We start from the raw sequence: 24,912 nt of genomic DNA, 5'->3' as shown, positions 1-24,912 counted from the left end.
ATCGGACTAGACGTTGGCCAGCCGCTCGCTCCAATAGACGACGGCACCTTGCTGCTCAAGCTGCAGGCGGCGGTGGCGGGCTTGGTGGACAGGAACCGTTTCGGTGCAACGGTTTCCGTGCAGGTCCCAGCAAATCAGAACCATGGCGACAGGTGGCCGGGAATACAAAGAAAACCTTAAGACCGCTGCCGGTGGCGCGGTCGCTATGTGGTCGATTCATGACCCCCACCCCGCGTCTGTATTGGGAGCATGCCCCCCTCCTTTGCTGTCTGATCCCAGTGTTGGCAGCGTGTTTCGATCGCCTGCCAGTCAGGGACACCTTGTGCCTGCCAGCCACTCCATCGGCGCTCCTCCGCCGTGAGCCAACGCACTGGCGAGAGAACTGGCTAGCTGGGACCTTCCCGATCACGCTCGGCCGCAGCGCGGGCCCTTTGCGCCTCTCAAAATTGAACCTGACCGCGTCCGAGCTGAACGCTCCTGCGCCGCCACTGCTGAAAACCGAAGCCAAACCTTAAGCGCCCCACACATCCCGCAATGTGCTGTTACATTGCGTCAGGCGAAAGGCTCCGGCCTGCGGAGGGGACGTTCCCCCGACGCTTTCGCCTTACTTAACCGACCCCTTCGGGGGCCACACCCAACGCTCTCATGACCACCACTCTTCAGCAGCGCCAAGGCGCGTCTGCATGGAGCCAGTTCTGCGAGTGGGTCACCTCCACCAACAACCGCCTCTATGTGGGCTGGTTCGGTGTGCTGATGATCCCCACCCTGCTGGCCGCCACGATCTGCTTCATCGTGGCCTTCATCGCTGCACCCCCTGTCGACATCGACGGCATCCGTGAGCCGGTCGCCGGTTCGCTGATGTACGGCAACAACATCATCTCCGGCGCCGTTGTTCCTTCCAGCAACGCCATCGGCCTGCACTTCTACCCCATCTGGGAAGCCGCCAGCCTCGATGAGTGGCTGTACAACGGCGGTCCTTACCAGCTGGTGGTGTTCCACTTCCTGATCGGCATCTTCTGCTACATGGGCCGCGAGTGGGAACTCTCCTACCGCCTCGGCATGCGCCCCTGGATCTGCGTCGCTTACAGCGCTCCTGTGGCCGCTGCTTCCGCCGTGTTCCTGATCTATCCCTTCGGTCAGGGTTCCTTCTCTGACGGCATGCCCCTCGGCATCTCCGGCACCTTCAACTTCATGCTGGTGTTCCAGGCGGAGCACAACATCCTGATGCACCCCTTCCACATGCTGGGTGTGGCTGGTGTGTTCGGCGGCTCCCTGTTCTCGGCCATGCACGGTTCGCTCGTCACCAGCTCGCTGGTGCGTGAGACGACCGAAAGCGAGAGCCAGAACTACGGCTACAAGTTCGGCCAAGAAGAAGAGACCTACAACATCGTGGCTGCTCACGGCTACTTCGGTCGCCTGATCTTCCAGTACGCCTCCTTCAACAACAGCCGCAGCCTGCACTTCTTCCTGGCCGCCTGGCCGGTGGTGGGCATCTGGTTCACCGCCCTGGGCGTGAGCACGATGGCCTTCAACCTGAACGGTTTCAACTTCAACCAGTCGATCCTCGATGGCCAAGGCCGTGTGGTGAACACCTGGGCGGATGTGCTGAACCGTGCAGGCCTGGGCATGGAAGTGATGCATGAGCGCAATGCGCACAACTTCCCGCTCGACCTGGCGTCTGCCGAAGCCACCCCTGTGGCCCTGTCCGCTCCGGCGATCGGCTGATCCCCTACGTTCTTCAACAGGTTTTCATCGAAGACAGGTTGAGGAGCATCGATTGATCAGCAGCCCCCGCAGATTGCGGGGGCTTTTTTTTTGGCAGGAAGCAGCGAGAGGTGGATGGGGTTAGGCGCAGGTCTGCGGGGTGGGTATGGGGTTGTGGGCCTGGCTCATCCCCAGATCCGCATCGGCAGGCCGGCACTGTCTCTGACGTCAGCGTCACCAAAGGCCACGGCTGACCCGTCGGCGAGACGGCTGGCGGTGTGCAGAGTGGCTAGGGCATCAAGGATGTCGTCGTCTGCCACCTCCCGCTTCAGAAATCGGCTCCGCACGCGGCTGGCGGTGCCAGGGAAGCAACCCTCCACCAGGGCGAGCCGCTCGGCGCGGCCGGCAGCCGTCTTCTTGGCATGGAGCATCGGCGTGTCGCCGTTCCAGCGAGCGAAGCACACCTCAGGGTGCGCCTCCACCGTGGCAGCGGCCAGCTGCGCATTCGCCCGCAACACCTCATCGAGCTCGCGGATCTTCGGCAGCAGGAAAAAGCTCTGCTTGCTGAGCTTGCGCCCCTGCGCGGCCAGCGAGAGTTCACAGGCCTGTACGTAGGTGGTGGCCGCGAGCACGGCCCGCACCGGTGCAGGAAACACACTGCTACCCCGCTGGCGCAGGAAGCGCCGTGCCGCCCGGTCGCAGGGACGCGGCCCGTTGTCGCCCAGTCCGATCGGCATATCGATGGCGGTGATGGCTGGCTCAGCCCCCTTGAACAGCTCGACGGCGCTGCGGCAGAGCCGCACCCGCACCAGCCGTTCTTGCTGCCCCAGCTCCACGCACAACCAGCCGGCCCGGCAGCCGTCGACGCCGCGCAGCAGCGTCATCTGGCCCCGAGGACGACCTCTGCATCGCCCTGCGACAGGCGATGCCGGGGGCAGGGGGTCGCCACAGTGGCCGTTCCCCTGGCTGTTCCACTGCCTTGATCAAGTCTTGCCCCACGGCCTCGCTTCGCCTCGGCCTTGCTTGGGCGTTTCATTGCCGCGGAGCAGGCGGTTGAGGAGCTATTCGCCTGGCACTGAGAACCGCAGTGGTTTCTGAATCTGCGGACGGCGCTCGTTCCGCCCTTGTGGACATCTGCGGATAATGATGTCCTTTGGATCATTGATTGGTTGAAACTCTGGAAAGCCACTCCGACTGCGAAGCAAGGGTCCTGTGATAGCAGGGATGGATGGGTGGGGCTCATGGGCAACAGTTAGCTCGGGTTTGGTGATTTCGAGCAGGCCACATCCCGGTGACTCCCTCCCCCAATAGCGTGTTGTTTGGCCGCAGGAATGAACCACCTCGTGAGGGATCACCGCTAGGAAAGCACAAGCAGGCTGCCAAGCTTTTTCCCATTGATGAAGTGGTGAATGGGTCGAGTTCTGGCGTGGGGTTGGGAACTGCGTGATGGAGCGAAAAGGCGCTGCTGGGAAGCTTGTCGGCGGCGGCTTCGCACGGCCACTTGGCGGGCCCCAATTCATTTTGCCAGCCGTTGGCCCTCTGTTGGGAGGGGCGGTGGTATGGGAAAGCTAGCCCCTTGGAGCGGCCTGACAGAGCTGCCCTGGGTCGCTGAGACTGGAGGTGGCAGCCTTGAATCAATCCGGGAATTCACTGCCTTTGGTGGGGATGGCAGCGATTGCAGCAACGGGTGGATGGTTACCAATGCGATGGATAAAGCGCCTTGATTCGGTACAGGCTGTTGTGCAGCCCAGTCTTCAATGTCTTTGATTGCTGCACGACTGTGGGGCGCACGCAGCAAAGTGGCAGTACCGTCGTGGTGGATTACCACAGGCACCTGTTCTATCAGGGTAACTCTGGTTGAGGGAAGATGAACAACTTGTGCAGTGAGTTCGGTGAGTTTCTGTTTGCTGGTAGAAACGAGCTGGTTTACCGCCTGGCGCATGGGAGTGCGCCACTCGGCGGGCAGCGGCGCTAGTGGATCACCGCTGCTTGCCCAGTGTGCACGTTGAGCCCTAGCAAGAACCGGCATCACGACTTCGCGTGAGGAGGCGAGGGTGAGCGGACCGCCCAGCAGATCAGCCTTGCTGAATCCGATCGATACGCCCGGCCGAGGAACTCCAATCTGTTCACGGAACCCTTCTTCCCTTGCTCTTGAAGACGCAACCAGGACGTTGCCGCTTCGTTCAGATGGCACGGCCGCTGGGCTTGAGGATGGATTATGTCCAAGGCCTTCTTTCGGGCTTGATGATTGAAGGAAAGGGCCCTCCTTTCGATTCGACGCTGGCTCCTTGGGGAGAGAGGAACTGGACGAATTCAGCAGCAGTGCTGAAAGCACCGGATCGTCAATAGCCGCAGCATGATCTGCAACGAGCTTGCGCTTTGCGGGTAATGGCCTAGCGGGAACGTCAACCAATTGGCTCACCCCATGGCGCTCACTGCCGTTGATCATGGCCAGGGTGATCCAGACCAACGGGAAGAGCGTCGTGACACAGATGACCCGCAAAGTAGCCAACGCATTGCTTTGCATCATGACCTCTGCCTTACAGACAACCCTAGGTAGGAGACGCTGGTTGAGCGCTTGTCAGAACCGTGGGTTGATTTGTCATTAGAAGAATGGATCACCATGAACTGCCCTCTGGGCAGGCTTGCCTAGTTCCGGATGTCTACCGCGTTGTCTGAGGGTTTTTGATTCTGTACCATGGTGTCACCCTCACGCAAAATTGAGTTGAAGGTAGTGGACACCACACCCATTGGTTGTAGCCGATGGCGGGGGTTTGGCGCTACAGAGAGCTACTGAGGCGGATGTGAATGATCTGAGCGTCGCTCCTCGGTGCACCAGTGCTTAGGTCCCTTTGCGATTCGAGTGATGTCCATCAGAGGGTGGTTGCTTCCCTGCAGCGGGACGTACCCCATAGCTCGGACCGCCAAGCTCGCAGTCATGGTGATTGTCTCGGCGCAAAGGTTGCCATCGTCAATCATCGGCTCATCATCCGCTGATGGCGTGAAGATTCGAGCGGTCAGGAAGGTGTTCCTGTAGAACAGAGATTGTCCTGATACTGACTGTTGATGCGTGGGATTTCAACGAAGTTGAGCTAGATCGGCTTGACCTCTGCGCCTATGCTCGGCGTTCTGAGGCGGAGGTGAAAAGCCACCTGGCGCAGATCCGCGCTTCATGGGGTGAATGCCGCCGGGCTTCTCAATCGTTGAGATCACGAAGGAAAGGCTCGGTTCGATCATAGTGAGTCGTTTTCTTTCGCAACATCTCCCGCTTGGCGCCAATGACCCTGATTGGATTCTGAATCTCTCCTAACCCCGACGCAAGCACGGGCTCATCCGAACAATTCGCAGCGTGAGCTCGGGCCGCAATAGCACCTGTTTATAGAGTTGGGTTAACCACCTCTCTGCTTGACTCAGAGTGAGGCCGCTGAGCTTGGCTGAGCCAATGAGGGCCAGCGAGGCAGTGCCATCGCTGAGTATTTCCAGGCTGCCACCTAGGGGCTGTGCCGAGGAATGGAGCATTCTCAGCTCCAGTACATCCCCGGGGGCGAGGATGTAGCCTTCCACCTGTATGGGCTCGCCGCAGTGTTGCAGGAACTCCGTTTGAATCTGCATGGCCTGTGTCGCTGATCCTGCAGGCAAGGCTGCTGGAGCCAATAGCACAGAGGCAGCGGCCACCATCAGAAAACGATGTGGCAAGGAACCTGGCTTACGGGAAGGCATGGTGCTGAAAAATCGCTGGCCTGAGAATGGTTGCTATTCGGATGCCGATAGGCATGGTTAGCAGATGGGCTCACTGTTTGATCCGGGAAGCAACCTACACTGTCCCTCACATACGAACACGATCCAGTTACAACCTGCGATTCCCCCACATCACACAACCTCACACATGTTTGTCGGCGTAAACGTTGGCAATCTGGTCCTCATGGATTTCTGTTGCCGAGACCTAGGGACACCTCCGCGATGGAAGTCCAAGTCCACGCCACGGATCAGATTGTTCCTTGAGGATCTTTCTGGCTGTCTCAAGGCCAGGCCAGATTGTCGCTACTGGCCCAGGGTTCTGCTATCCCCAGTGGTTTCTGCTGCTAGGGAAGCTCTGGGCAACACCGAACAGCCAAGCAGGAGCGGTAGGGACGTGTGCAAATTGAACGGTTTCGTGCGTAGCGCGTAGCAAAATGGCCATTATCTCGTGATTCTGGCATAATCTTGCCTTCAACTTGTCACCAGCCATTGGGGCCTGCTGAGAGAGCGAAAGCAAGCTTCAGAGCAACAAGCTGGGGACGCCTGGCTCATTTCTGATTGATCCTCAGTCTGCGGCTGGTTGAAGGCCCTGGAGTTGCTCCTCGCCTCTTTGCATGGCTTCATCGCCGATCATCAGCTGTAGCCAGAGGCGTAAATGACAAAATGAAGCTCCAGCCGCTTCTCGAGGTTCATCACCAGCTCAGCCAGTGCAATGGCTGATCCTTGGGTAGCGGCCAGCTTCTCACGAATCAGTCCCATCCCAAAGCGCCGCTTCCTCTGGGGATCAATGAATGACTGCCGGCCTGAAGGTTGCCACACCATGCGATCAGGGAATCAATGCTGGCAAGGTTACGCTCCAGATGGCCAAGCTGCTGCTTGATCGCCTTTTGCATTCTGCTGATGCGAGGGCGCTTCTTCTTGACCACGACAAGAAACTGCGGGTTGGCTTTCTGTCGATGTGTGCGTAGCTTCTGGGCAAAGGTATCTCTGATTGGCGGATGCATCGCATCAGGTTTCACCTGCTGAATGACGAGGATCGGATTTCTAGCAGGGTGAGAATTCATCAGATCAGCACACGGTGTGGATTCTGTGCAGCTAGTTCATGGGATTGTAGCTCATGCTATTGGATTCGCTTGATGCAATGCATACTCGTTCTCGCGCAGAAACTCGCACCCCTAGAGGAGGTCTTGGCCTGTGGAATGCTGGCTTGTCCGATTCCATTGATCAAGTCAAGGTGCATTGCAAAAAATGCAGATGGACGCGTGTTGAGTGGATGGCTGGTGATTGTCAGTGATAGAAGATGTCTTGGCTCGCCTTGTTGGTTCGTCCGGAGCAAGTCAGCATGAAAAAGCCAGGGGTAACCCCCTGGCAGATCACACCACTGTGCAGTGTTCAGTCGCGCCGGCCGCCGCCGTTGAGGGCAATGATCAGGCGCAGAATGAAGATGAACAGGTTGATATAGGTGAGGTACATCCCCAGGGCGCCGGCCAGGTACTGGTCGTCGTTGTAGGTGCGGGGCATCGTGTAGAAGTCGAGGAAGGCGGCTCCCACGAACAGCACGGTGCCGAAGCCGGCTATCAGCAGCTCGAAGCCGTTGCCACCGAAGCCCGGAATGAAGATCCCGCCCACGATCTGCACCACCATGGCGATGATCAGGCCGAGGATGCCCAGGCCCACCACACCGCCCAGGGCCTGGCCCAGGTTGTCGCTCATGCGGCGGCCCACCATTGAGGCCACCACGAAGGTGATGCCGGTGGCCAGGGCGGCCGTGCCGATGGCGCCGATCCCGGCGGTGCCGATGGCCATGGCCACGATGCCGCTGAGCGTGAACCCCGTGATCAGGCTGTAGATCGCCAGGATCGGCAGCGCCGTGCTGTTGTTGCCCTTCATCGCCACGTTCTGGGCGACGAAGAACAGGATGAAGTTGCCGATCAGGGCCACCCAGAACAGGGGCATGAACAGCGGGGTGCCGATCATCGACAGGCCACCCACCACACCCCCGGCGGTGAGCACCATGCCGCCGCCCACAAAGGGGAGAGCCTTGTTGACCACATTGGGGCCCACCAAGGCGCTCGACTGGGCCTCACGAATGGCTTGCTGAAAATTGCTGCTGGCCGGCATTGCGCTCCAGTGGAACGAAACTCCATCCATCCTGCCAGCGGGTTTCGGTCATTGGGAGCGTCCACGCCTGCTGAGGGGTGCGGATCTCCCCATGCCGTCTGAACGGTCGCTTCAGTCTTTGTCGACGGGACCTGGCCAGAGCCGGACGTCCAGCATCGCCACGCCCGTGCCGATGCTGGATTCAACGAAGCGCAGCAGGGCGTTCAGGCCCGGGCTCAGCTTCGGATCCAGGCTGCCGATTGCCGATCCAAGATTACGCAGGGAGGCGGAGGAGGTCGTTTCCCTGCGGGTGGACTGGGTGACCACGATCGCCGAGATGGCCGACCAGAGGCCGCCGATCTTGGGCAGATAGCCAGGGAACAGGCTGGTGAACCAGAAGCCGAGCACATAGGCCACAAGGGCCGCCAATGCGATTTCGGCGGGAATGCGGAGCCGTTCTGTGCTGTTCATGGTCCCCGGCGGCGTTGCTGGCCGTCGAATCGCTGTTGCGCTGTGGGTGCCGGCCCGTTGGCATCGCGGTTGGCATAGGCGGTCACCAGCCGCTGCACCAGGGGGTGGCGCACCACATCGGCCGCTGTGAGCTCGCAGATCGCCACGCCTTCGACCCCCTGAAGCACCTGGGCCGCCTCGATCAGGCCGCTGAGCTGGCCCACCGGCAGATCCATCTGGGTGGGATCACCCGTGACCACCATGCGGGAGTTCTCCCCCAGCCGCGTCAGCACCATGCGCATCTGGGCTGTTGTGGTGTTCTGGGCTTCATCGAGGATCACGAAGGCGTCGGCCAGCGTGCGGCCTCGCATGTAGGCCAGCGGAGCCACCTCGATCACCCCTTTTTCCAGAAGCGCGCTGGTGCGTTCCGCCCCCAGCAGGCTGTGCAGCGCGTCGTAGAGGGGACGGAGGTAGGGGTCCACCTTCTGCTGCAGATCGCCGGGGAGGAAGCCCAGCCGTTCGCCTGCTTCCACGGCAGGCCGGGTGAGGATCAGCCGTTCCACCCGCCGCTCAGTCAGCATCCGCACCGCCTGGACGGTGGCCAGGAACGTTTTGCCGGTGCCCGCTGGACCGAGCGCCAAGGTGAGGTCGTGGCGCTCCATCGCCTCGACATAGCTTCGCTGGCGCAGGGTGCGTGGACGCAGCAGCTTGCCGGCCTGACTGCGGGCCAGCACCACATTGCCCAGGTCGCGATGTTCGGCGCTGCGGCCGGTGTCGAGGGCCACCAGTGCGGTTTGCACATCCACGGCGCCGACGGCCTGGCCCTCTTGCCAGAGTGGCCGAAGCAAATCAACGAGGGCGGCGGCCCGCTCGCGCTGGCTGCTGCGCCCCTGAATCGACAGATCAAGACCCCGCAACACCATGGAGACGCCGGTGAGCGCCTCGATGTGGTGCAGGGTGGCTTCTGCTTCGCCAGCCAGAGCAAGGGCTGACGATGGATTCGGCAGCGCGATGAGCGTGCGCGAAGAGGAGGTGTCGGCCCCGGTCATGGGGCGCGCCCTCAAGCGGCCGCAGAAGCAGCAGTGGGTTCAGGTTCGGCGGCGGCGGCGGCAGCGGCTTCAGCAGCCTCTGCCGCTTTGGCAGCAGCTTCAGCGGCTTCCTTGGCGGCAGCTTCTGCAGCGGCGGCCTTGGCTTCTGCCGCTTCCTTCTCAGCCTGCTTGGCTGCAGCTTCGCGGGCAGCGGCCTGGTTGGCCTTGCCGACGGTTTCGCCCGGACGGATCGTTTTCTCGATCAGGCCGCCTTTCTCCAGCAGCGAACGCACCGTGTCGGTGGGTTGGGCGCCCTGGCCCAGACGCACACGGATCGCTTCGGTGTCGAGGCGGGTTTCTTTCGTGCGGGGGTTGTAGAAGCCCAGTTCCTCGAGCGGCCGCCCATCACGACGTGATGTGCTGTTGGTGGCAACCAAGCGGAAGCTCGCTTCCCGCTTCTTGCCGAACCGCTTCAGGCGGAGCTTGATCATCGTGGCGCAGTCGTGAAGATGGCAGTCCATAACGGTACAACAGCCCTCACGGCTCATAGGCGCGGCCGGCTGCTGCTCACAGCTGGCCGAAGCCTTTGCGCTTTTTCGGCGGCCGGTTGGCTTTGCGCGCCCCCCCAGCAGTGCCCCCACCGGCAGCGGCCGGCATCCCTCCGCCCATGCCGGGGAAGCCCCCCATTCCTGGCATGCCGCCCCCCATTCCGGGGAATCCGGGCATGCCGCCGCCCATGCCTGGCATGCCCGGCATGCCTCCGCCGCGGGTCATCTGCTGCATGAAGCCGCGCATCTTCTGGAAATCAGCCAGCACCTTGTCGACATCCGCCGGGGTGTGACCGCTGCCTGCGGCGATGCGCCGCCGCCGTGAGGGTTGGGCCGCCAGCAATTGGGGTTGCTTGCGTTCGTCCTCGGTCATTGAGCCGATCATCGCCTCGATCCGCTTGAGCTGGGCCTCGCCCTGCTTGAGCATGCCGTCGTCGATCTTGTTCATTCCCGGGATCAGCTTCATCAGGCCGCCCAGAGATCCCATGCGCTTGATCATGCGCATCTGCTGAACGAAGTCGCTGAAGTCGAAGGAGGCTTCCTGCAGCTTCTTCTGCATACGCTCCACATCGGCGATCTCCACCTCCTTCTGGGCTTTCTCCACCAGGGTGAGCACATCGCCCATACCGAGGATGCGGCTGGCCATCCGCTCCGGGTGGAACGGCTGCAGGGCTTCCACCTTTTCGCCGGTGCCGATGAACTTGATCGGCGCGCCGCTCACCTTGCGGATCGAGAGCGCCGCACCCCCGCGGGAGTCGCCGTCGAGTTTGGTGAGCACGGCTCCGGTGATGCCCACCTGCTCGTGAAAGGCGCGGGTGAGGTCGGCGGCCTCCTGGCCGATCATCGAATCCACCACCAGCAGCACCTCATCGGGCGCTGCCACGGTGCGGATCCGCACCATCTCCTCCATCATCGCGGTGTCGATCTGCAGCCGGCCGGCGGTGTCCACCAGCACGGTGTCGAAGCCTTCGGCACGCGCCTTGGCCAAACCGGCGGCAGCGATGTCCTCCGGCCGGGCGTCGGCCCCCAGGCTGAACACCTCCACGCCGATCTGCTTGCCGAGGGTCTGCAGCTGATCGATGGCGGCGGGCCGGTAGACGTCGGCGGCCACCAGCAGCGCGCGCCGGCCTTGTTCCTTGAGGTGGAGGCCCAGCTTGGCGGTGGCGGTGGTCTTGCCCGCCCCCTGCAGACCGGCCATCAGCACCACCGTGGGGGCCTGATCGGCACGGGCCAGCGGTGCGTTCTCCCCGCCCATCACCTCCACCAGTGCCTGATGCACCAGCTGGATGAACTGCTGATCCGGGCTCACCCCCCGCACCACCTCGGCACCGATGGCGCGCTCGCGCACATCGGCGATGAAGCCCTTGACCACATCGAGGCTGACATCGGCCTCCAGCAGGGCCCGGCGCACCTGCTGCAGCGCCCCATCCACGTTGCTCTCGGTGATCTTGTCCTGGCCCCGCAGGCTCTTGACCGCGTCTTCGAAACGCTGGGAAAGTTCGTCGAACATGGGGCGAAGCACCGGCGGATCGTGACCCGATCGTAAAAACATGCCGGCCGGCCTTCCGCCGCTGCTTCGGCGGCGCCGCTTGGAGCCCCCAGCCTCAGCTCAGGCTCAAGGGCTCAGCTGCGGCTCAGGAGAGCGGGCGGAAGCCCACCACCTTCCACACCTCACCCTCGCGGCCGAAGATGTAGAGGTTGCGAAAGTTGGTGGCAGGGGTGCGATCGACCACCTTGCCCTGGGCGTCGAGCGCCCTGTCGCTGTAGCGGATGTCCACGGCGGCGGCGATCCGGCGGGGGGTGCGGGTGTCGATGCGGAGGCCCTGGATCTCGGTCGTCACCTGCTCACGGCTCACGCCCCGGGCACGGTTGCGGCGTAGCTCGGCGGCCAGTTCGCGCACCAGCCTTTCCCGGGCCAGGTCTGCGGGCGGGATGGCGGGGGTTCGGCCATCGAGCGCTGCGGCTTTGGTCTGCAGCCAGGCTTCCAGCAGGGCGCGCAGCTGGCTTTCATCCGGCTCGGCGCTGGTGAGCGGCACTGGGCCAGCCGCCCGGGCTGGCTGGGGCTTGGCCGCGGGGGGCTCTTGGCGGGGGTGTCTGCTGGCGGGGAGGTGCCGGTGGCGCCCACTCCTGGTTTGGGCTGCTTGTCGGGGCTGGCGGGCGACAAGGGCCGCAGGGCCATCATTCCTGCCAGGCCAGCGGCGACGAAGGCGCTGACCAGAACGGCGGCCGCGGCCATGCGGCCCCAGCCGGGCAGAGCTTTCCAGCCGGCGGCGCCAAGGGGAGCGCGCCTGGGGCGGGGGGCGGCAGTGGACCGCGCCGGGGTGGTTGTCACTGTGCGGAAGGGGTCTGAGCTCTCGAGCGGCGGGCTGGCCGGGTCAGCGGCGGGCTCCAGTGGATCCGGCCAGCGCATCGGGTCTTCAGAAGAAGCTGCCGTGCCACGGGACGTCAGAGAGTCGAGGACCGGAGCTGTGGTGAGCGGAGCAGCAGACATGGCTTCCGTGCCGGCATGGCTCCGGCCCTGCAGCTCCCGGTTCTGGCGGCGGTCGAGCTGCTCCACATAGGCCTGCACGTCGCGATCGGCGAAGTAAGCCTCCAGATCAGGGTCGATTTCGATGTCGCGGTATCCGGCGAGAACATCGCGCCGCAGCCAGTCGCAGCAGTAGGCGCAGAGCTGAGCCAGCGGTTCGCTCCCATGCTCGGCCGCCCAGGCGCGCAGGGCGGGATCGGCGCCCTGGCTGAAGCAGGCCTCCGCCGTGGCCACCCGCCCCAGCAGCAGATGCTGGCAGGCCAGGAAGGGCTGCAGGCCCGGCTGACCGCTGGCCTCCAGCCGCAGCTGAGCGGCGGCGATGCGTTCTGGCTTGCGCTGGGCGAAGCCGGAGGCGGTGAGCGCCAGGCAGGCCAGGAATTCGGCGGTGGCGGAGCCGGGGGTGGTGGCGTTGCCGCTGGCCCAGCGGCTGAACAGGTCGACCTGCTCCTGGACCGTCAGGTAGTGGCGGATCTGCTTGAAGAAGTCCTGGAAGTCTTTCCTGGGTAGGGCTGGATCTCCGTCACCCTCCAGTCCGCCGCGCCGCTCCACCAGCATCTCCAGCAGGTTCAGACCTTCGGCGCGCTCGTCGGTGGCGCTCAGATCACGCCGCAGCAGATCGAGCACCCGAAACGGCAGCAGATCGGCCACGTCGTGTTCCATCTGCCGTTGCTGCTCCGGTTGGCGGCCCGTGCGCCGCATCAAGGTGATGCCCTCCTGAAGCAGCTGGGCCGCCCGCTCGAACTGACGGCGCCCCTGCAGCTCTCTGGCACCCATGCGGCAGGCTTCCCCCGCCAGCAGGGTGAGATCGGCCTCGCGGTGGCTGCCCAGTGCCGGCGCCTGCGGCGGTTGCAGGCAGCGACGGGCTGCATCGAAAGCATCGATGGCCAGCCCCGCTTCCCAGAGCAGCAGCAAGGCCCCCATCTCGCGGGAAGGCGGCACGTCCAGGCCCGGTGTCAGGGCGCCGTCCTCGGTGTCGAGCGCCATGAGCTCGGCTTCGTAGGCCTGGCGTCGCTCCGGATCGCTGAGCACATCAGCGCTTTCGCGCAGTAGCACGGCACGGGCCTCCAGGGCTCCGGCGGTGAAACCCTGCTCCGGCGGCCGGTCGAGCCGCTGCTGCAAGGTGTGCAAGACCGTCTGGGCATCAGTGGCCGGTCTCACCCCCAGAAGTTGGAAATGGTCGATCGGCAGTTCCAACCCTGGCGACTCGCAATCCCGCGGCACGGGCTTGGCAGCGAGTGTAGGCAGAGGCAACCAATTTGACTCTGCGGGCGGAACAGACCCCGTACAGTCAGCGGTCAGAAGTTCCGCTGTCCCTGCCATGACCCAGGAGATCGCTGTCCCGGCCCCGCCGGCGGCCGAGCCTGTCAGCAGCCATTCGGAAAGGCTCGCGTCCCTTTACACGGCTGGCCCCACATCGGTCAGCCGTACCGACGGTCTGGTCCTCTACCGGGACATGACCCTGGGTCGACGGTTCGAAGACAAGTGCGCGGAGATGTACTACCGCGGCAAGATGTTCGGCTTCGTGCACCTCTACAACGGCCAGGAGGCCGTGAGCACGGGCGTGATCAAGGCGATGCGTGCCCAGCACGACTGGTTCTGCAGCACCTATCGGGATCACGTTCATGCGCTCAGCTGCGGCGTGCCGGCCCGTGAGGTGATGAGTGAGCTGTTCGGCAAGGCCACCGGCTGCAGCAAGGGCCGGGGTGGCTCCATGCACCTGTTCTCCAGGGAGCATCACCTGCTGGGCGGCTATGCCTTCATCGGCGAAGGCATCCCGGTGGCCCTGGGGGCGGCGTTCACCAGCCGCTACAAGCGCGACGCGCTCGGTGATGCCAGCAGCGATGCGGTCACCGCCGCCTTCTTCGGCGATGGCACCTGCAACAACGGCCAGTTCTTCGAGTGCCTGAACATGGCGGCGCTCTGGAAGCTGCCGATCCTGTTCGTGGTTGAGAACAACAAGTGGGCGATCGGCATGGCCCACGACCGTGCCACCAGCGATCCGGAGATCTGGCGCAAAGCCGCCGCCTTCGGCATGGCTGGCGAGGAAGTCGACGGCATGGATGTGCTGGCGGTTCGCGCTGCGGCTCAGCGGGCGGTGGAGCGGGCCAGGGCGGGCGAAGGTCCCACCCTGCTGGAGTGCCTCACCTATCGCTTCCGCGGCCACTCCCTGGCCGACCCCGACGAGCTCCGCAGCGAGGCGGAGAAGGACTTCTGGGCGCAGCGCGATCCGATCAAGGCCCTCGCCGCTCACCTCACGTCCCATGGCCTCGCCAGCGCCGATGAGCTGAAGGAGATCGAGAAGGAGATCGACGCGGAGGTGGCCGATGCGGTCAGCTTCGCCCTCGCGGCGCCCGAGCCCGATCCCGCCGAACTCACCCGCTACATCTGGGCTGAAGACTGAGGCGCTGAGGGCTCGCCAGCCCCAACACAGAGGTGCATTGGCGGCCTGCTGGGCTCACAGCCCGTGCAGGCGGGCCTGCTCAGCAGCGGCGCGGAACACCAGCCCATGGCGCTCCACCAGCTCCGGCAGGCTGTCGTAGCCGCCGCCGATCACGCTGGCCACGGGGACCCCTCGCCTGAGGCAGGCGTCGAACACCAGGCGGTCGCGCTGCAGCAAGCCCTCGCTGCTGAGACAAAGCCTGCCCAGCCGATCGTCGCGGTGCGGGTCCACACCGGCGTTGTAGAGCACGAGATCCGGCCGGAGCCGCTCGATCAGGACGGGCAGGTGCTCCCCCACCGTCTCCAGGTAGGCCTGATCCTCGAGGCCGTCAGTGAGTGGCAGATCCAGGTCGCTGGCTTGCTTGTGCAGGGGAAAGTTGCTGGCGCAGTGCACCGAGAAGGTGAACACGCGTGGCTCTTCGGCGAACAGCGCCGCCGTGGCATCGCCCTGATGCACGTCCAGATCCACCACCAGCAGCTGACGTACCGCCCCTTCCGCCAGGAGCACCCGGGCAGCGACGGCGCAGTCGTTGAAGATGCAGAAGCCACTGCCCTGGGCGGCGAAGGCGTGGTGGGTGCCGCCGGCCAGATGGCAGGCCACGCCATGGCGCAGGGCCAGCCGGGCGGTGAGCACGGTGCCTCCTACCGCCAACCATGTGCGGCGCACCAGTGGTGCCGTGGCCGGCAGGCCGATGCGCCGCTGCTGGGCCGCACTCAGCTGATTGCGGGCAAACGCCTGGTGATACGTGCGGGGATGCACCTGTTCGATCCAGCGACGCGGCGCTGGCAGCGGCTGGTGCAGCTGGCTGTCCCGGGCCAGATCCCGTGCGCGCAGCAGGTCGTGCAGCAACCGGAATTTGGCCATCGGAAAACGATGGCTGCTCGGCAGCGGCGCGGAGTAGGCCGGGTGGTAAACGAGGGGAGGCCGCAGGGGCTGGCCCTCAGAGGCGGCTGGGCAGCCGGTGGGTGAGGCTGCGTAGCTTGCGCAGCGCCTTCAGTTCCACCTGCCGCACCCGTTCACGGGACACGTCGAGCTGACGGCCGATCTCGGCGAGGGTGTGGCGCTCGTCGCCATGCAGTCCGAACCGGAGTTCGAGTACCTGGCGCTCCTGTTCAGAGAGATGGCTGAGCCAGCGGTTGAGCTGTTCGTGGTGCATGCCACGCTCCACCACATCGAGCGGTTGCTCGTTGGCGGGATCGGCGATCAGATCCCCGAGGAAACTGCGGCCCTCTTCGCCGTTCACGGGCGCATCCAGGCTGGAGGTGGTGAGGGCCTGGCCCAGCAGGGCATCAAGCTCTTCGAGCGGCATCGCCATGGCCTCGGCGATTTCGCGGCGGCTGGGCATGGCGCCGAGCTTGTGGGCCAGATCAAGGCTCACGCGGCGGATGGCGGTGAGCCGTTCGCTGAGATGCACTGGCAGGCGGATCGTGCGCGACTGGCAGGCGATCGCGCGGGTCATGCTCTGGCGGATCCACCAGAAGGCATAGGTGGAGAACTTGTAGCCGCGGGTGGGATCGAACTTCTCCACCGCCCGCTCCAGACCGAGCGAGCCTTCCTGGATCAGATCGAGCAGCTCCAGCCCTTTGCCCTGATATTTCTTGGCCACGCTGACCACGAGCCTCAGGTTGGCTTTCATCATCCGCTGCTTGGAGCGGCGACCGATCCGGATCAGCTGACGTTCCTGGTCGGTGGGATGGTCGGGCTCACCGGATTGGGTGAGCTGCATCATCGCCTGCACCTGATTGCCCAGTTCGATCTCTTCGGCAGGGGTGAGCAGAGGTTCTCGGCCGATGGAGGTGAGATACCAGCTGATCGGATCCCCACCGCGGCTCCGACTGCTTTTTTCGCCCTGGAGGCTGGAGGCTGTCATGGAGGAGCCTGTGCCCGCTGATTGGCGTCACTATCCGCTCAGTTTTTTGAAAGGGGCTGTGATTTCAGCAACCTTTCAACTTTCTGCGTGCAAAAGGAAACATTGGGCCGGTTTGATTGATCGATTCGTTCATTTGTCGCCTGATTCAAGCGGCAGATCCCAAGGCGGCGGCCACTTCCTGGGGCGTGGTCTGCCCTGCCCCTCGCTGCCGGGCACAGGTCAGGCCCGCCTCGGCATGCTCCAGCACCGCCGCTGCCAACAGCACCCCGTCCCCGGCGGCGGCGCATGCGCCTCGCCCGGCGGCGTACCCCGCCAGCACATCCCCCAGGCCGGCCCGGGCGGCGGCGGTGGCCGCCTGGAGCACTTGCCAGCGCCGCCCATCGGCAGCGGCCACCACGGTGCGGGCCCCCTTGAGGGCCAGGCTCACGCCGCACCGCTGCGCGGCGGTGGCGGCGGCCCGCAGCGGCGTTTCACCGGCCAGGTCGGGGAACAGCCGGGCGAACTCGCCCTGGTGGGGCGTGAGCCAGGTGGTTCCGGCCCGGCCCCGCAGCCACTCCTCCGGCGCACCGGCGGCGCCGGCCGCCAGGCGGTTGAGCCCGTCGGCGTCGAGCACCACCAGCCCGGGAAAGCGACCCAGCGCCTCCCAGCCCTTCTCCTCGCCGCCCGCCGTTGCAGCAGAGCCGTGCTCCATCCTCAGGCCTGCTTCGCCACCAGCCCCGCTGTCGCCCCAGTGATCGCCCCCGATGCCGGGCCCCACCAGCACAGTATCCAGCCGCTCCAGCAGCCCGGGATTCGCCAGACCCGCCAGTGCCAGCCCGCCGCCGACCCGCTCCTCAAGTGCGGCGCTGATCACGACGTGGGGCTGCATCAGCCAGATCTGCTCCGCCAGGGCGCGGGGCAGGGCTGCCCGCAGGCTCCCGCAGCCGCTGGCACTGGCCCCCAGCAGGCTGAGCTGGCCTGCTCCGGGGTAGGCGGCGCTGCCGCTCACCACCAGCAGGCGCCCTCGGGCGTACTTGCCGGCCGCCTGGGGCCGCTGGGGCCAGGGAGCGGTGGCCCGGTCGCTGCCGAGCAGCGCCAGTGGTTGATCGGCGGGCAGGTCCGCCAGCAGTGCCGCCGGCAGGCCGAGATCGAGGCGCTCCAGCTGGCCCACCCAGGCCAGGGCCGTGTCCTGCACCAGCCCCTGCTTGAGCAAGCCCAGGCAGTACGTGATGGCGGCGCAGGCGGCCACCGGGCCCAGGGGCCGGCCGCTGTCGGCGCAGAGGCCGGTGGGCACATCGATCGCCACCAGCCGACCGCCCATCAGCCGCTGGCGCTGCTCCAGCAAGGTGGCGATGCGGGGCTCCGGCGGCCGGTGCTGGCCGATGCCGAACAGGCCATCGACCCACAGCTCGGTCGCTGCCGGATCGGGTGGCGCCGCGAGGCGCTCGAGGCCCAGCCAGGCCGCATGGCGCAGATGGGCTTCAGTAAGGGGTTTGTGGCGCTCAAACGGGCTCCAGATCCGCACGGCGACACCGGCCAGGTACAGCTCCCGTGCCACCACCAGCGCATCGCCGCCGTTGTGGCCCGGCCCTGCCAGCACGAGCACGCCATCCCGCAGCAGCTCGGGCCGCGCCAGCAGCGCCCGGCTGATCGCCAGGGCGGCTTTCTCCATCAACGCCTCCACCGGCAGCCCGCTGGCGAACAGGCATTCCTCCAACGCCGCCATCGGCGCGGATTCCACCAGCAGGTGGGCGGCGTCACGGGCGGGCCAGCAGCTCATGGCAGCACTCGAAGGGGGGAGCCCAACCGTGCTGGGCGCGTCGCTTCATGATGGAGAGGCCCCGACGCTGCGCACTCGCGACGGCGGCACCGCTCCCCTTGGCCTTTCCTCCCCCCGCCACCTCCGGCGCCCCTGACGGGCCTTCTGCCACCGCAGCCGCTCTTGCTGCCACCCCTGCCGCCCCTGCCGCTGCTGTGATCGGCCGCCTGCGCGGCTGGCCCGGGGAACATCGGGTGGCCGTGGGGCTCTCCGGTGGCGTCGACAGCTCGCTCACCGCGGCGCTGCTGGTGGAGGCCGGCTGGCAGGTGGAGGGGCTCACCCTCTGGTTGATGAGCGGCAAGGGAGCCTGCTGTGCCGAAGGGCTGGTGGACGCGGCCGGGATCTGCGAACAGCTGGCGATTCCGCATCACGTGGTGGATTCGCGCGCCCGCTTTGAGGAGCAGATCGTCGGGTTTCTGGTGGAGGGCTATGCCGCTGGGGTCACGCCCCTGCCCTGCTCCCGCTGCAACCGCGAGGTGAAGTTCTCGCCGATGCTGGAGTGGGCGGAGCGCGAACGCGGCATTGCCCGGATCGCCACCGGCCACTACGCCCGCCTGCGGCACGCTCCCGAACCGAGCGGCCGTACCCAGCTGCTGCGCGGCCTGGATGCGCGCAAGGATCAGAGCTACTTCCTCTACGACCTGCCCCAGCAGGTGCTCAGCCGGCTGGTGTTCCCGCTCGGGGAGCTCACCAAGGCGGACACGCGGCTGGAGGCGGAGCGGTACGGGCTGCGCACGGCCAGGAAGCCTGAATCCCAGGACCTCTGCCTTGCCGATCACCATGGCTCGATGAAGGCGTTTCTGGATGCCTATCTGCCGCCGCGCCAAGGAGAGATTGTGCTGAGCGATGGGCGGGTGCTGGGCCAGCATGACGGCATCGAGCACTTCACCATCGGCCAGCGCAAAGGACTGGGGGTGGCCTGGAGCGAACCGCTGCATGTGGTGCGCCTCGATGCCGCCATGAACCGGGTTGTGGTGGCGCCGCGGGCTGAGGCCGGCCGGGGTGGCTGTGTGGTCGGGGCGATCAACTGGGTGTCAATCGATTCGCCCCAGGCGCCGCTGAATCTGGAGGTGCAGGTGCGCTACCGCAGTGCTCCGGTGGCGGCCCGGCTCACTCCCCTGGCTGCCACCGCCGCCGACACGGCCGCCGGCCGGCCCAGCCGTGCCCGTCTGGAGTTCGCCGAGGAGCAGTTTTCGATCACCCCCGGCCAGGCGGCGGTGTTCTACGCCGGAGAAGTGCTGCTGGGCGGCGGCTTGATTGCCGCAGAAGATCACCAATAGGGATCGACTGCCAGCTCCACCTGCAGGACGCCGTTGCCGCAGTCGTGAACGGTGGCGATGCAGGCCCTCAGCACCTCGCCGTTGACATCGATTTCGCAGGCCCCGCAGCTACCACCCAGACAGCCGGTAGGAATCACCACCCCGGCCGCGGCGGCTGCCTGCAGCCAATCACTGCCCACCGGTGCGCTGGTAGTGCTGCCATCTGGCCACTGAATCGCTACCACGGGCTCTGAATTCGGCGGGGCCTCAGGCATGGCGTGGCGAGGGGGAGGAGGAGCAATCGGGACGTGGATTGCTACAGAGAGACTCAGGAAAATCCGCGCCATTCACAGGAGGGTGACCCTGTGATTGCAGGTAAGCACTGGGTTCACGGGCGGCAAGCCGCTTGGCCACCTCTTCGCGGAAGGCTTCGCCTACGGAGACTACGAGCAGATCACGGCAAAGAAGCGCACCGAAGGCGAGACGTTTCTGGCCGACATGGAGCCGGTCGTTCCCTGGCAGGCGCTGATCCATCTGGTTGAGCCCCACGACCCCAAGAGCGGCATGAAAGTAGGCCGCCGTTTGGCTTTCAGAAGACCCGGCTGCGGGGAATGACCAAGAAAGCTGCAAGGTGAACGTGTTCGCTGCTCGGCGATACTGTTCTTGGCCCATCATCAGTTGTTGGATAGGACATGACCAGCGAAGGGTGTGCTCCTCTGGGCGACAATGGAGAACCGAATCAAGCAGGGTAAATGGCCCCAAAGAGCTGGAATTAGACCGAACCTTGCTGAATCTGAACCGAGAAGGACCAACGCGAACCTGCTAAGGGTACTTAGGTATCGGTTGCCACTTTTTGACCACAACTTCCCTGATATAGTTCCTTCCTTCTTGATACAGGCGAAGGAGCAGTATTGAGTCAGCGTTGCAATTGTGGCGATTGCTACTTGCATGAAGAGCTGTATCAGCCTGGCTTTCAAGCCAGTAAAGCCCTAAGATTGGGCTTGCATCTAGTTCCATAGTTTACATCCGCAGGCCATGACTTCAGGAAAACATGGTTCACATTCAAGCGCATCCTCTCTGCATTTTCCTTCATGTCTTTCACTTGTAGACGGCTTTTTTGCAAACTGCCAGCTCGTGTATCAACACAATCAGGACATTGGCGCCCCTGAGGAGGAGGTGATGGCTGTTCCGAGTGAGCTGTCGGCAGAATTCCAAAAACTATCACCTGCGGTCAGGAACTTAGGCAGGGCGTTTGAGCTCGGTCTTTTTCATGACTGATGCCATGGTGGCTTCAGTTGACTTGCTTGGAAGCCTTGAGGCATTTCGATTCTACCTGAATTCCTTTCAAGTGCCATTATCTCAACTCGGTTGCACTCGAATATGGCTCGAAGATGATCAGAAAGGCTCTCAATTGCAGTTCTGTCTGACAATCCAAATGCCCAGTGCCAGTGCCGGGCATTCTCTCACTTCTTCCGTTCATCCGATGCATTTCTAGCTGCCATCAGGTTGGCGGTGATCGTTCACGCAGAGCATGGTTTCATTGGGATCGCGAGGCTTGACTTCGACTCTGGCGCTCCCCAGCACTCGTTGAGTTGGATCGAGAATTCCGAGCAAGTTTCAGCACTGCGGGGCCGACCAGTGCTCTCCCGTAGGCATCATGATCCCGTGGGCACCTTGGGCAAGCGAGGAGAAACCACGTCAGCGGCACGCAAAGGGTCAGGCTCTTGGTCCCAGCTTTAGGACACAGCAGCGCCCATGCATGGCTTGAGCGACACACCCAGTGTTTGGCAGGGGCACCTGCCGCTCCCTCTCTGCCTGGGCAAAAGGGCAGATGCTGTGGTTGCCCTAGACGAGCGCATCAGCGCGTCATCTCTTTAGGCAGACCAGGACGCCTAACATCGCCCGGCAGTGCTAGGAATCCGTAGACGACGGGCTCATATCCACGCGGCAGCAAATTCCAGCCAGCGTCATACACATGCACCCTGCGGGTGGCCTTGCCATCGGCCTCGAACGGCAGGCCCGCATGGGCCCAGGCCAGCGCACTGCCAGCCAGGTTGCGGGCCTCGAACCCTCGCTCTCTGAGCGTTCTGGTGTAATGGCCGCTGCGCACGCCGATGGTGCAATACGGCACTACAAGCCAGGAACGATAGCGGGCGCTGTTGCGCTCGAACTCTTCGCTGGTGATCGCCCCCGGCAACATCGAAATGCGCCGTTCGTGCGGTTCGCGCACATCCACCAGCACCGCAGGCCGGTCGTTCGGGCGGGTCACCCATTCGCCCACGGAGATCTCCGGCTGGCCGGGAAACTGCTGCAGCTTCATCTCGTCATAACGGCGCTGCACTTCGGCCGCCAGTTCCTGATCGGTGGAGCTGGAGGTGCCTCTGCCACTGCCTTCATCCGAGCGATGCAGCGACAAGCCCGCCACAGCGGTGACCAGAGCCACAGCCAATGCCGCTCTGGCCCTGGCAGTTTTGAACCACGAAGCACCCACCCAACGCAGCCGCTCAGGGCCAGGTCGCTTCATGGCACCCAGCCCTCCTCCACCAGCTTCTCCACCGCCCGCTGCAGCGAGGGGGCCAGCGGGCGCGTTTCCCTGCGGCGGGGGCTCCAGATCGAACCGGTGCGCAGCTCCTCCAGGGAGGCCAGCGTCAGATCCTGCCCCTCACGCAGATCGAGCGCATCCAGTGGCAGCGTGATGGTGGTGCGGAAGAAGTGGGCGTCGCGTTGGGGGTTGCGGTGCAGAAACCAGAAAGCAAGGTCTTGCGCCTCCCAGCGGATCTCCTCGCGCAGCTCGCGCCGCAGGGCCTGCTCCGGGCTCTCACCCGGATCCAGGTGGCCGCCGAACAATCCCCAGGTGCCGGGGTACACGATGCCCTCGATGTCGTCGCGCAGCTGCAGCAGCCAGCGGCCCTGCTGCTCCGCCATCGCCAGGGCCACCTCCACGCTCATCGCTATTGCCGGCCGCAGACGGATCCAGCTTGGCGCGGGGGGCGAGGAACCAGCTGGCGACCGACCAGTGCGTGAGCAGGGGAAGAACAGCGCAAGACCAGCGGAAGGACAGTGCCCGACCAATTCGTGAGCCATCCGGGGCCAGCCCGGGCCGCCGTGACGATGATGAGCCTGCCGGCAGCCATCACAATGAGCCACCCAACCCTGCCGCCGATCGCCGGCTCAGAAGCCGAGATCCTTGCCCTGGTGCAGGATTCCGGCCCGGTGTTCCTGCCACGCAGCAACCTGAACCTGGCGCAGATCCGCTCAGGCTTCGCCTGCGCCTTGCACATGCACCAACCCACGATTCCAGCGGGTGCCGGTGGTGAGCTGATCTCCCACCTTCAATACATGCTGGAGCATCCGGGCGAAGGGGATAACCACAACGCCGAACCCTTTGCCCAGTGCTACAGGCGTCTGGCAGACATCCTCCCCCAGCTGATTGCAGAGGGCTGCAACCCACGGATCATGTTGGATTATTCCGGCAATCTGCTCTGGGGCCTGGGCCAGATGGGCCGCGTCGATGTGATCGAGGCGCTGCAGAAGCTCGCCTGCGACTCCAGCCTCCAGCCCCATGTGGAGTGGCTCGGCACCTTCTGGAGCCACGCAGTGGCGCCCTCCACCCCGATTCCCGATCTCAGGCTGCAGATCCTCGCCTGGCAGCACCAGTTCAAGGCCCTGTTCGGTCCTGAGGCGCTGCAGCGGGTGAAGGGATTCTCCCCTCCGGAAATGCACCTGCCCAACCACCCCGACACCCTCTATGAGCTGGTGAAGGCGCTCAAGGAATGCGGCTACCGCTGGCTGCTGGTGCAGGAGCACAGTGTGGAACGGCGCGATGGCAGCGGCCTGAGCCAGGAGCAGAAGATGCTTCCCAATCTGCTGGTGGCGCGCAACTCCAGCGGGGAGGAACTGTCAATCACGGCATTGATCAAGACCCAGGGCTCCGATACGAAGCTGGTGGGTCAGATGCAGCCCTGCTACGAAGCGATGGGGCTGGGCCGGCAGGTGCTGGGAGGCAGCACGGTGCCGTCGTTGGTGTCACAGATCGCCGATGGCGAGAACGGTGGCGTGATGATGAATGAGTTCCCGCCCGCCTTCCTTCAGGCCCACCGCACCATCAGTGCCAAGGGCAGCGAGGCGGACACGGTGGCCATCAACGGCACGGAATACCTGGAGTTGCTGGAGGCGGCTGGGGTGACCCCCGAGCAGTTTCCCCAGATTCAGGCGGTGCAGCAACACAAGCTCTGGCAACAGCTGAGCGGCCCGCCCAGCCCCGCTGCCACTGAAGCGGCGATCGCCGAGCTCCAGGCCCGGGATCCCTCCTTTTCGATGGCCGGCGCCTCCTGGACCAACAACCTCAGCTGGGTGGAGGGCTACGCCAATGTGCTCGAACCAATGACCAGCCTGAGCGCTCAGTTCCACCAGCTGTTTGACCCCCAGCTGGCGCAGGATCCTGGTGTCACCGCCACCGAGCCCTATCAGCAGGCGCTGCTGCACCTGTTGCTGCTGGAAACCAGCTGCTTCCGCTACTGGGGGCAAGGCATCTGGACCGACTACGCCAGTGAGATCCACCGCCGCGGGCTTGCCCAGCTGGAGCTCGCCGCCGCCGGCGCCCTACAGGCCGCCTGAACCGCGCCGCAGGTTCGGCTCACCCACATTCAGCGTTCCGGTGCATCCCCGCCAGGATCCCCCGGGATGGGCTCCACCTCCGGAAAGAAGCGGGCCATACAGGCGTTGCAGACGCCATGGGAGAACTCCACGTTGTCGTGGCTCTTGATGAAGGCCTCCACGCTCTGCCAGTAGCCCCTGTCGTTGCGAATGCCCTTGCAATAGGAGCAGATCGGGATCAGCTCCTCCATCACATTGATGCGCTCGAGGGCCGCTGCCAGCTGGTCGGACACCCGTTTGAGCTCCAGCTGCAACACCACCTGATGGGCCAGCACTTCAAGCGCGTGCACCTGTGCTGCGCTGAGTTCACGGGGTTGGCGGTCGATCACGCAGAGGGTGCCGATCTTGGCGCCTTCCGGTGTGCTCAGCGGCACCCCCATGTAAAACACGATGTTCGGTTCGCTGCATACGAGCGGGTTATCGCGGAAGCGCTCATCTTCGCGGGCATCGCGCACGACGAGGGTTTGCTCGCCGAGAATGGCGTGCGCGCAGAACGACACATCGCGGCTCGTTTCGCTCACCTCCAGGCCCACTTTGGATTTGAACCACTGGCGTTCCTCATCCACCAGGCTGATCAAGGCGATCGGCACGTCGCAAAGCTGGGCGGCCAGATAGGTGATCGCGTCGTACGACGATTCAGCCTCCGTATCCAGGATGCGGTACTTCTTCAAGGCCTCCAGGCGGGCTGCTTCGCGGGGAGCCACATTCGCGCGCATGGACAGCCTGAGCACCACTGCAAACGTAGGGAACAGGGATCGTGGGCCTAGAGAGGGTTCACATCTCCTCATGGCGCA

The 24,912-nt window shown here is 64.5% G+C and carries 24 protein-coding genes and 1 pseudogene; 5 read left to right on the top strand and 20 right to left on the bottom strand.

What is annotated here, in order from left to right; genetic code table 11:
* Window positions 1-6: 6 nt before the first annotated feature.
* Window positions 7-144 carry a hypothetical protein gene (locus tag ACXMDP_RS13110; RefSeq protein WP_259729742.1) on the bottom strand — a complete coding sequence of 46 codons (138 nt, stop codon included), beginning with the start codon at window positions 142-144 and terminating at the stop codon, window positions 7-9.
* Window positions 145-645: 501 nt separating this feature from the next.
* Between ACXMDP_RS13110 and psbA the strand changes: the two genes are divergently transcribed.
* A complete protein-coding gene (gene psbA / locus ACXMDP_RS13105; RefSeq protein ID WP_457766938.1) occupies window positions 646-1,725 on the top strand; it encodes a photosystem II q(b) protein in 1,080 nt (359 codons plus the stop codon).
* 164 nt (window positions 1,726-1,889) lie between these two features.
* On the opposite strand, the gene ACXMDP_RS13100 is transcribed toward psbA, so the two are convergent.
* From ACXMDP_RS13100 to ACXMDP_RS13045, 12 genes are all read right to left on the bottom strand, one after another.
* Window positions 1,890-2,588 carry a DUF429 domain-containing protein gene (locus ACXMDP_RS13100; protein WP_259730434.1) on the bottom strand — a complete coding sequence of 233 codons (699 nt, stop codon included), beginning with the start codon at window positions 2,586-2,588 and terminating at the stop codon, window positions 1,890-1,892.
* A gap of 632 nt (window positions 2,589-3,220) precedes the next feature.
* Entirely contained in the window at window positions 3,221-4,234 is a 1,014-nt protein-coding gene (locus ACXMDP_RS13095; protein WP_259730433.1) for a hypothetical protein, read from the bottom strand.
* Window positions 4,235-5,010: 776 nt separating this feature from the next.
* Window positions 5,011-5,223 (bottom strand): polysaccharide biosynthesis/export family protein, encoded by a 213-nt coding sequence (locus tag ACXMDP_RS13090; protein ID WP_457767233.1) that lies wholly within the window; start codon window positions 5,221-5,223, stop codon window positions 5,011-5,013.
* A gap of 852 nt (window positions 5,224-6,075) precedes the next feature.
* Window positions 6,076-6,201 carry a hypothetical protein gene (locus ACXMDP_RS13085; protein WP_259730432.1) on the bottom strand — a complete coding sequence of 42 codons (126 nt, stop codon included), beginning with the start codon at window positions 6,199-6,201 and terminating at the stop codon, window positions 6,076-6,078.
* Complete coding sequence (locus tag ACXMDP_RS13080; RefSeq protein ID WP_399233628.1) at window positions 6,192-6,506, bottom strand: hypothetical protein; 315 nt, start codon at window positions 6,504-6,506, stop codon at window positions 6,192-6,194. The genes ACXMDP_RS13085 and ACXMDP_RS13080 overlap by 10 nt, the downstream gene beginning before the upstream one ends.
* A 328-nt stretch (window positions 6,507-6,834) precedes the next feature.
* Window positions 6,835-7,563: a Bax inhibitor-1/YccA family protein gene (locus ACXMDP_RS13075; RefSeq protein WP_259730431.1), complete on the bottom strand. Its 729-nt coding sequence runs from the start codon at window positions 7,561-7,563 to the stop codon at window positions 6,835-6,837.
* Between the two features lie 111 nt (window positions 7,564-7,674).
* Window positions 7,675-8,013 (bottom strand): hypothetical protein, encoded by a 339-nt coding sequence (locus tag ACXMDP_RS13070; RefSeq protein ID WP_259730430.1) that lies wholly within the window; start codon window positions 8,011-8,013, stop codon window positions 7,675-7,677.
* Window positions 8,010-9,041 carry a PhoH family protein gene (locus ACXMDP_RS13065; RefSeq protein WP_259730429.1) on the bottom strand — a complete coding sequence of 344 codons (1,032 nt, stop codon included), beginning with the start codon at window positions 9,039-9,041 and terminating at the stop codon, window positions 8,010-8,012. Before ACXMDP_RS13065 ends, ACXMDP_RS13070 begins: the two co-directional genes overlap by 4 nt.
* An 11-nt stretch (window positions 9,042-9,052) precedes the next feature.
* Window positions 9,053-9,511, bottom strand: coding sequence for a 30S ribosomal protein S16 (rpsP, locus tag ACXMDP_RS13060; protein WP_094514717.1), 459 nt, complete (start codon window positions 9,509-9,511; stop codon window positions 9,053-9,055).
* 76 nt (window positions 9,512-9,587) lie between these two features.
* Window positions 9,588-11,078, bottom strand: coding sequence for a signal recognition particle protein (gene ffh / locus ACXMDP_RS13055; protein WP_259730428.1), 1,491 nt, complete (start codon window positions 11,076-11,078; stop codon window positions 9,588-9,590).
* Between the two features lie 124 nt (window positions 11,079-11,202).
* Window positions 11,203-11,502, bottom strand: a complete 300-nt coding sequence (locus tag ACXMDP_RS13050; RefSeq protein WP_457767232.1) for a hypothetical protein — start codon at window positions 11,500-11,502, stop codon at window positions 11,203-11,205.
* Window positions 11,421-13,253, bottom strand: a complete 1,833-nt coding sequence (locus tag ACXMDP_RS13045; RefSeq protein WP_457766937.1) for an IMS domain-containing protein — start codon at window positions 13,251-13,253, stop codon at window positions 11,421-11,423. The genes ACXMDP_RS13050 and ACXMDP_RS13045 overlap by 82 nt, the downstream gene beginning before the upstream one ends.
* A 160-nt stretch (window positions 13,254-13,413) precedes the next feature.
* Here ACXMDP_RS13045 and pdhA point away from each other — a divergent pair, with 160 nt between their 5' ends.
* On the top strand, window positions 13,414-14,496 hold the full coding sequence (pdhA, locus tag ACXMDP_RS13040) for a pyruvate dehydrogenase (acetyl-transferring) E1 component subunit alpha (protein ID WP_259730426.1): 1,083 nt from the start codon (window positions 13,414-13,416) through the stop codon (window positions 14,494-14,496).
* Window positions 14,497-14,550: 54 nt separating this feature from the next.
* On the opposite strand, the gene ACXMDP_RS13035 is transcribed toward pdhA, so the two are convergent.
* From ACXMDP_RS13035 to ACXMDP_RS13025, 3 genes are all read right to left on the bottom strand, one after another.
* Window positions 14,551-15,465, bottom strand: a complete 915-nt coding sequence (locus tag ACXMDP_RS13035) for a histone deacetylase family protein (protein ID WP_259730439.1) — start codon at window positions 15,463-15,465, stop codon at window positions 14,551-14,553.
* 10 nt (window positions 15,466-15,475) lie between these two features.
* Window positions 15,476-16,405, bottom strand: coding sequence for a sigma-70 family RNA polymerase sigma factor (locus ACXMDP_RS13030; protein ID WP_094514664.1), 930 nt, complete (start codon window positions 16,403-16,405; stop codon window positions 15,476-15,478).
* 145 nt (window positions 16,406-16,550) lie between these two features.
* Complete coding sequence (locus ACXMDP_RS13025) at window positions 16,551-18,164, bottom strand: NAD(P)H-hydrate epimerase (RefSeq protein ID WP_259730425.1); 1,614 nt, start codon at window positions 18,162-18,164, stop codon at window positions 16,551-16,553.
* A gap of 206 nt (window positions 18,165-18,370) precedes the next feature.
* On the opposite strand from ACXMDP_RS13025, the gene mnmA reads away from it, so the two are divergent.
* Window positions 18,371-19,483, top strand: a complete 1,113-nt coding sequence (mnmA, locus tag ACXMDP_RS13020; protein ID WP_399233634.1) for a tRNA 2-thiouridine(34) synthase MnmA — start codon at window positions 18,371-18,373, stop codon at window positions 19,481-19,483.
* On the opposite strand, the gene ACXMDP_RS13015 is transcribed toward mnmA, so the two are convergent.
* Entirely contained in the window at window positions 19,474-19,737 is a 264-nt protein-coding gene (locus tag ACXMDP_RS13015; RefSeq protein ID WP_259730424.1) for a 2Fe-2S iron-sulfur cluster-binding protein, read from the bottom strand. The two genes, mnmA and ACXMDP_RS13015, sit on opposite strands and share 10 nt — an antisense overlap.
* A 178-nt stretch (window positions 19,738-19,915) precedes the next feature.
* On the opposite strand from ACXMDP_RS13015, the pseudogene ACXMDP_RS13010 reads away from it, so the two are divergent.
* Window positions 19,916-20,041: pseudogene (locus tag ACXMDP_RS13010) on the top strand (IS5/IS1182 family transposase); the annotation flags it as partial.
* 1,279 nt (window positions 20,042-21,320) lie between these two features.
* Here ACXMDP_RS13010 and ACXMDP_RS13005 read toward each other — a convergent pair.
* Entirely contained in the window at window positions 21,321-21,905 is a 585-nt protein-coding gene (locus tag ACXMDP_RS13005) for a rhodanese-like domain-containing protein (RefSeq protein WP_259730437.1), read from the bottom strand.
* A gap of 77 nt (window positions 21,906-21,982) precedes the next feature.
* Window positions 21,983-22,411, bottom strand: a complete 429-nt coding sequence (locus ACXMDP_RS13000; protein WP_259730423.1) for an NUDIX hydrolase — start codon at window positions 22,409-22,411, stop codon at window positions 21,983-21,985.
* A gap of 189 nt (window positions 22,412-22,600) precedes the next feature.
* Here ACXMDP_RS13000 and ACXMDP_RS12995 point away from each other — a divergent pair, with 189 nt between their 5' ends.
* A complete protein-coding gene (locus ACXMDP_RS12995) occupies window positions 22,601-24,079 on the top strand; it encodes a polysaccharide deacetylase family protein (protein ID WP_259730422.1) in 1,479 nt (492 codons plus the stop codon).
* Window positions 24,080-24,108: 29 nt separating this feature from the next.
* On the opposite strand, the gene ACXMDP_RS12990 is transcribed toward ACXMDP_RS12995, so the two are convergent.
* The gene (locus ACXMDP_RS12990) at window positions 24,109-24,834 is read right to left on the bottom strand and encodes a GAF domain-containing protein (protein WP_259730421.1); all 726 of its coding nucleotides are present in this window, start codon (window positions 24,832-24,834) and stop codon (window positions 24,109-24,111) included.
* Between the last annotated feature and the right edge of the window lie 78 nt (window positions 24,835-24,912).

The organism is Cyanobium sp. ULC065, from assembly GCF_977927515.1.
The sequence above is the reverse complement of the archived record's forward strand: the minus strand, read 5'-3'. Positions and strand labels throughout refer to the sequence as shown.

Bases quoted from the DNA above. Each gene is read 5' to 3' on its own strand.
- ACXMDP_RS13110 (WP_259729742.1), bottom strand. From the start codon at position 144: ATGGTTCTGATTTGCTGGGACCTGCACGGAAACCGTTGCACCGAAACG.
- psbA (WP_457766938.1), top strand. From the start codon at position 646: ATGACCACCACTCTTCAGCAGCGCCAAGGCGCGTCTGCATGGAGCCAG.
- ACXMDP_RS13100 (WP_259730434.1), bottom strand. From the start codon at position 2,588: ATGACGCTGCTGCGCGGCGTCGACGGCTGCCGGGCCGGCTGGTTGTGC.
- ACXMDP_RS13095 (WP_259730433.1), bottom strand. From the start codon at position 4,234: ATGATGCAAAGCAATGCGTTGGCTACTTTGCGGGTCATCTGTGTCACG.
- ACXMDP_RS13090 (WP_457767233.1), bottom strand. From the start codon at position 5,223: ATGCTCCATTCCTCGGCACAGCCCCTAGGTGGCAGCCTGGAAATACTC.
- ACXMDP_RS13085 (WP_259730432.1), bottom strand. From the start codon at position 6,201: ATGGGACTGATTCGTGAGAAGCTGGCCGCTACCCAAGGATCAGCCATT.
- ACXMDP_RS13080 (WP_399233628.1), bottom strand. From the start codon at position 6,506: ATGAATTCTCACCCTGCTAGAAATCCGATCCTCGTCATTCAGCAGGTG.
- ACXMDP_RS13075 (WP_259730431.1), bottom strand. From the start codon at position 7,563: ATGCCGGCCAGCAGCAATTTTCAGCAAGCCATTCGTGAGGCCCAGTCG.
- ACXMDP_RS13070 (WP_259730430.1), bottom strand. From the start codon at position 8,013: ATGAACAGCACAGAACGGCTCCGCATTCCCGCCGAAATCGCATTGGCG.
- ACXMDP_RS13065 (WP_259730429.1), bottom strand. From the start codon at position 9,041: ATGACCGGGGCCGACACCTCCTCTTCGCGCACGCTCATCGCGCTGCCG.
- rpsP (WP_094514717.1), bottom strand. From the start codon at position 9,511: ATGATCAAGCTCCGCCTGAAGCGGTTCGGCAAGAAGCGGGAAGCGAGC.
- ffh (WP_259730428.1), bottom strand. From the start codon at position 11,078: ATGTTCGACGAACTTTCCCAGCGTTTCGAAGACGCGGTCAAGAGCCTG.
- pdhA (WP_259730426.1), top strand. From the start codon at position 13,414: ATGACCCAGGAGATCGCTGTCCCGGCCCCGCCGGCGGCCGAGCCTGTC.
- ACXMDP_RS13030 (WP_094514664.1), bottom strand. From the start codon at position 16,405: ATGACAGCCTCCAGCCTCCAGGGCGAAAAAAGCAGTCGGAGCCGCGGT.
- ACXMDP_RS13025 (WP_259730425.1), bottom strand. From the start codon at position 18,164: ATGAGCTGCTGGCCCGCCCGTGACGCCGCCCACCTGCTGGTGGAATCC.
- ACXMDP_RS13015 (WP_259730424.1), bottom strand. From the start codon at position 19,737: ATGCCTGAGGCCCCGCCGAATTCAGAGCCCGTGGTAGCGATTCAGTGG.
- ACXMDP_RS13000 (WP_259730423.1), bottom strand. From the start codon at position 22,411: ATGAGCGTGGAGGTGGCCCTGGCGATGGCGGAGCAGCAGGGCCGCTGG.
- ACXMDP_RS12995 (WP_259730422.1), top strand. From the start codon at position 22,601: ATGAGCCACCCAACCCTGCCGCCGATCGCCGGCTCAGAAGCCGAGATC.
- ACXMDP_RS12990 (WP_259730421.1), bottom strand. From the start codon at position 24,834: ATGCGCGCGAATGTGGCTCCCCGCGAAGCAGCCCGCCTGGAGGCCTTG.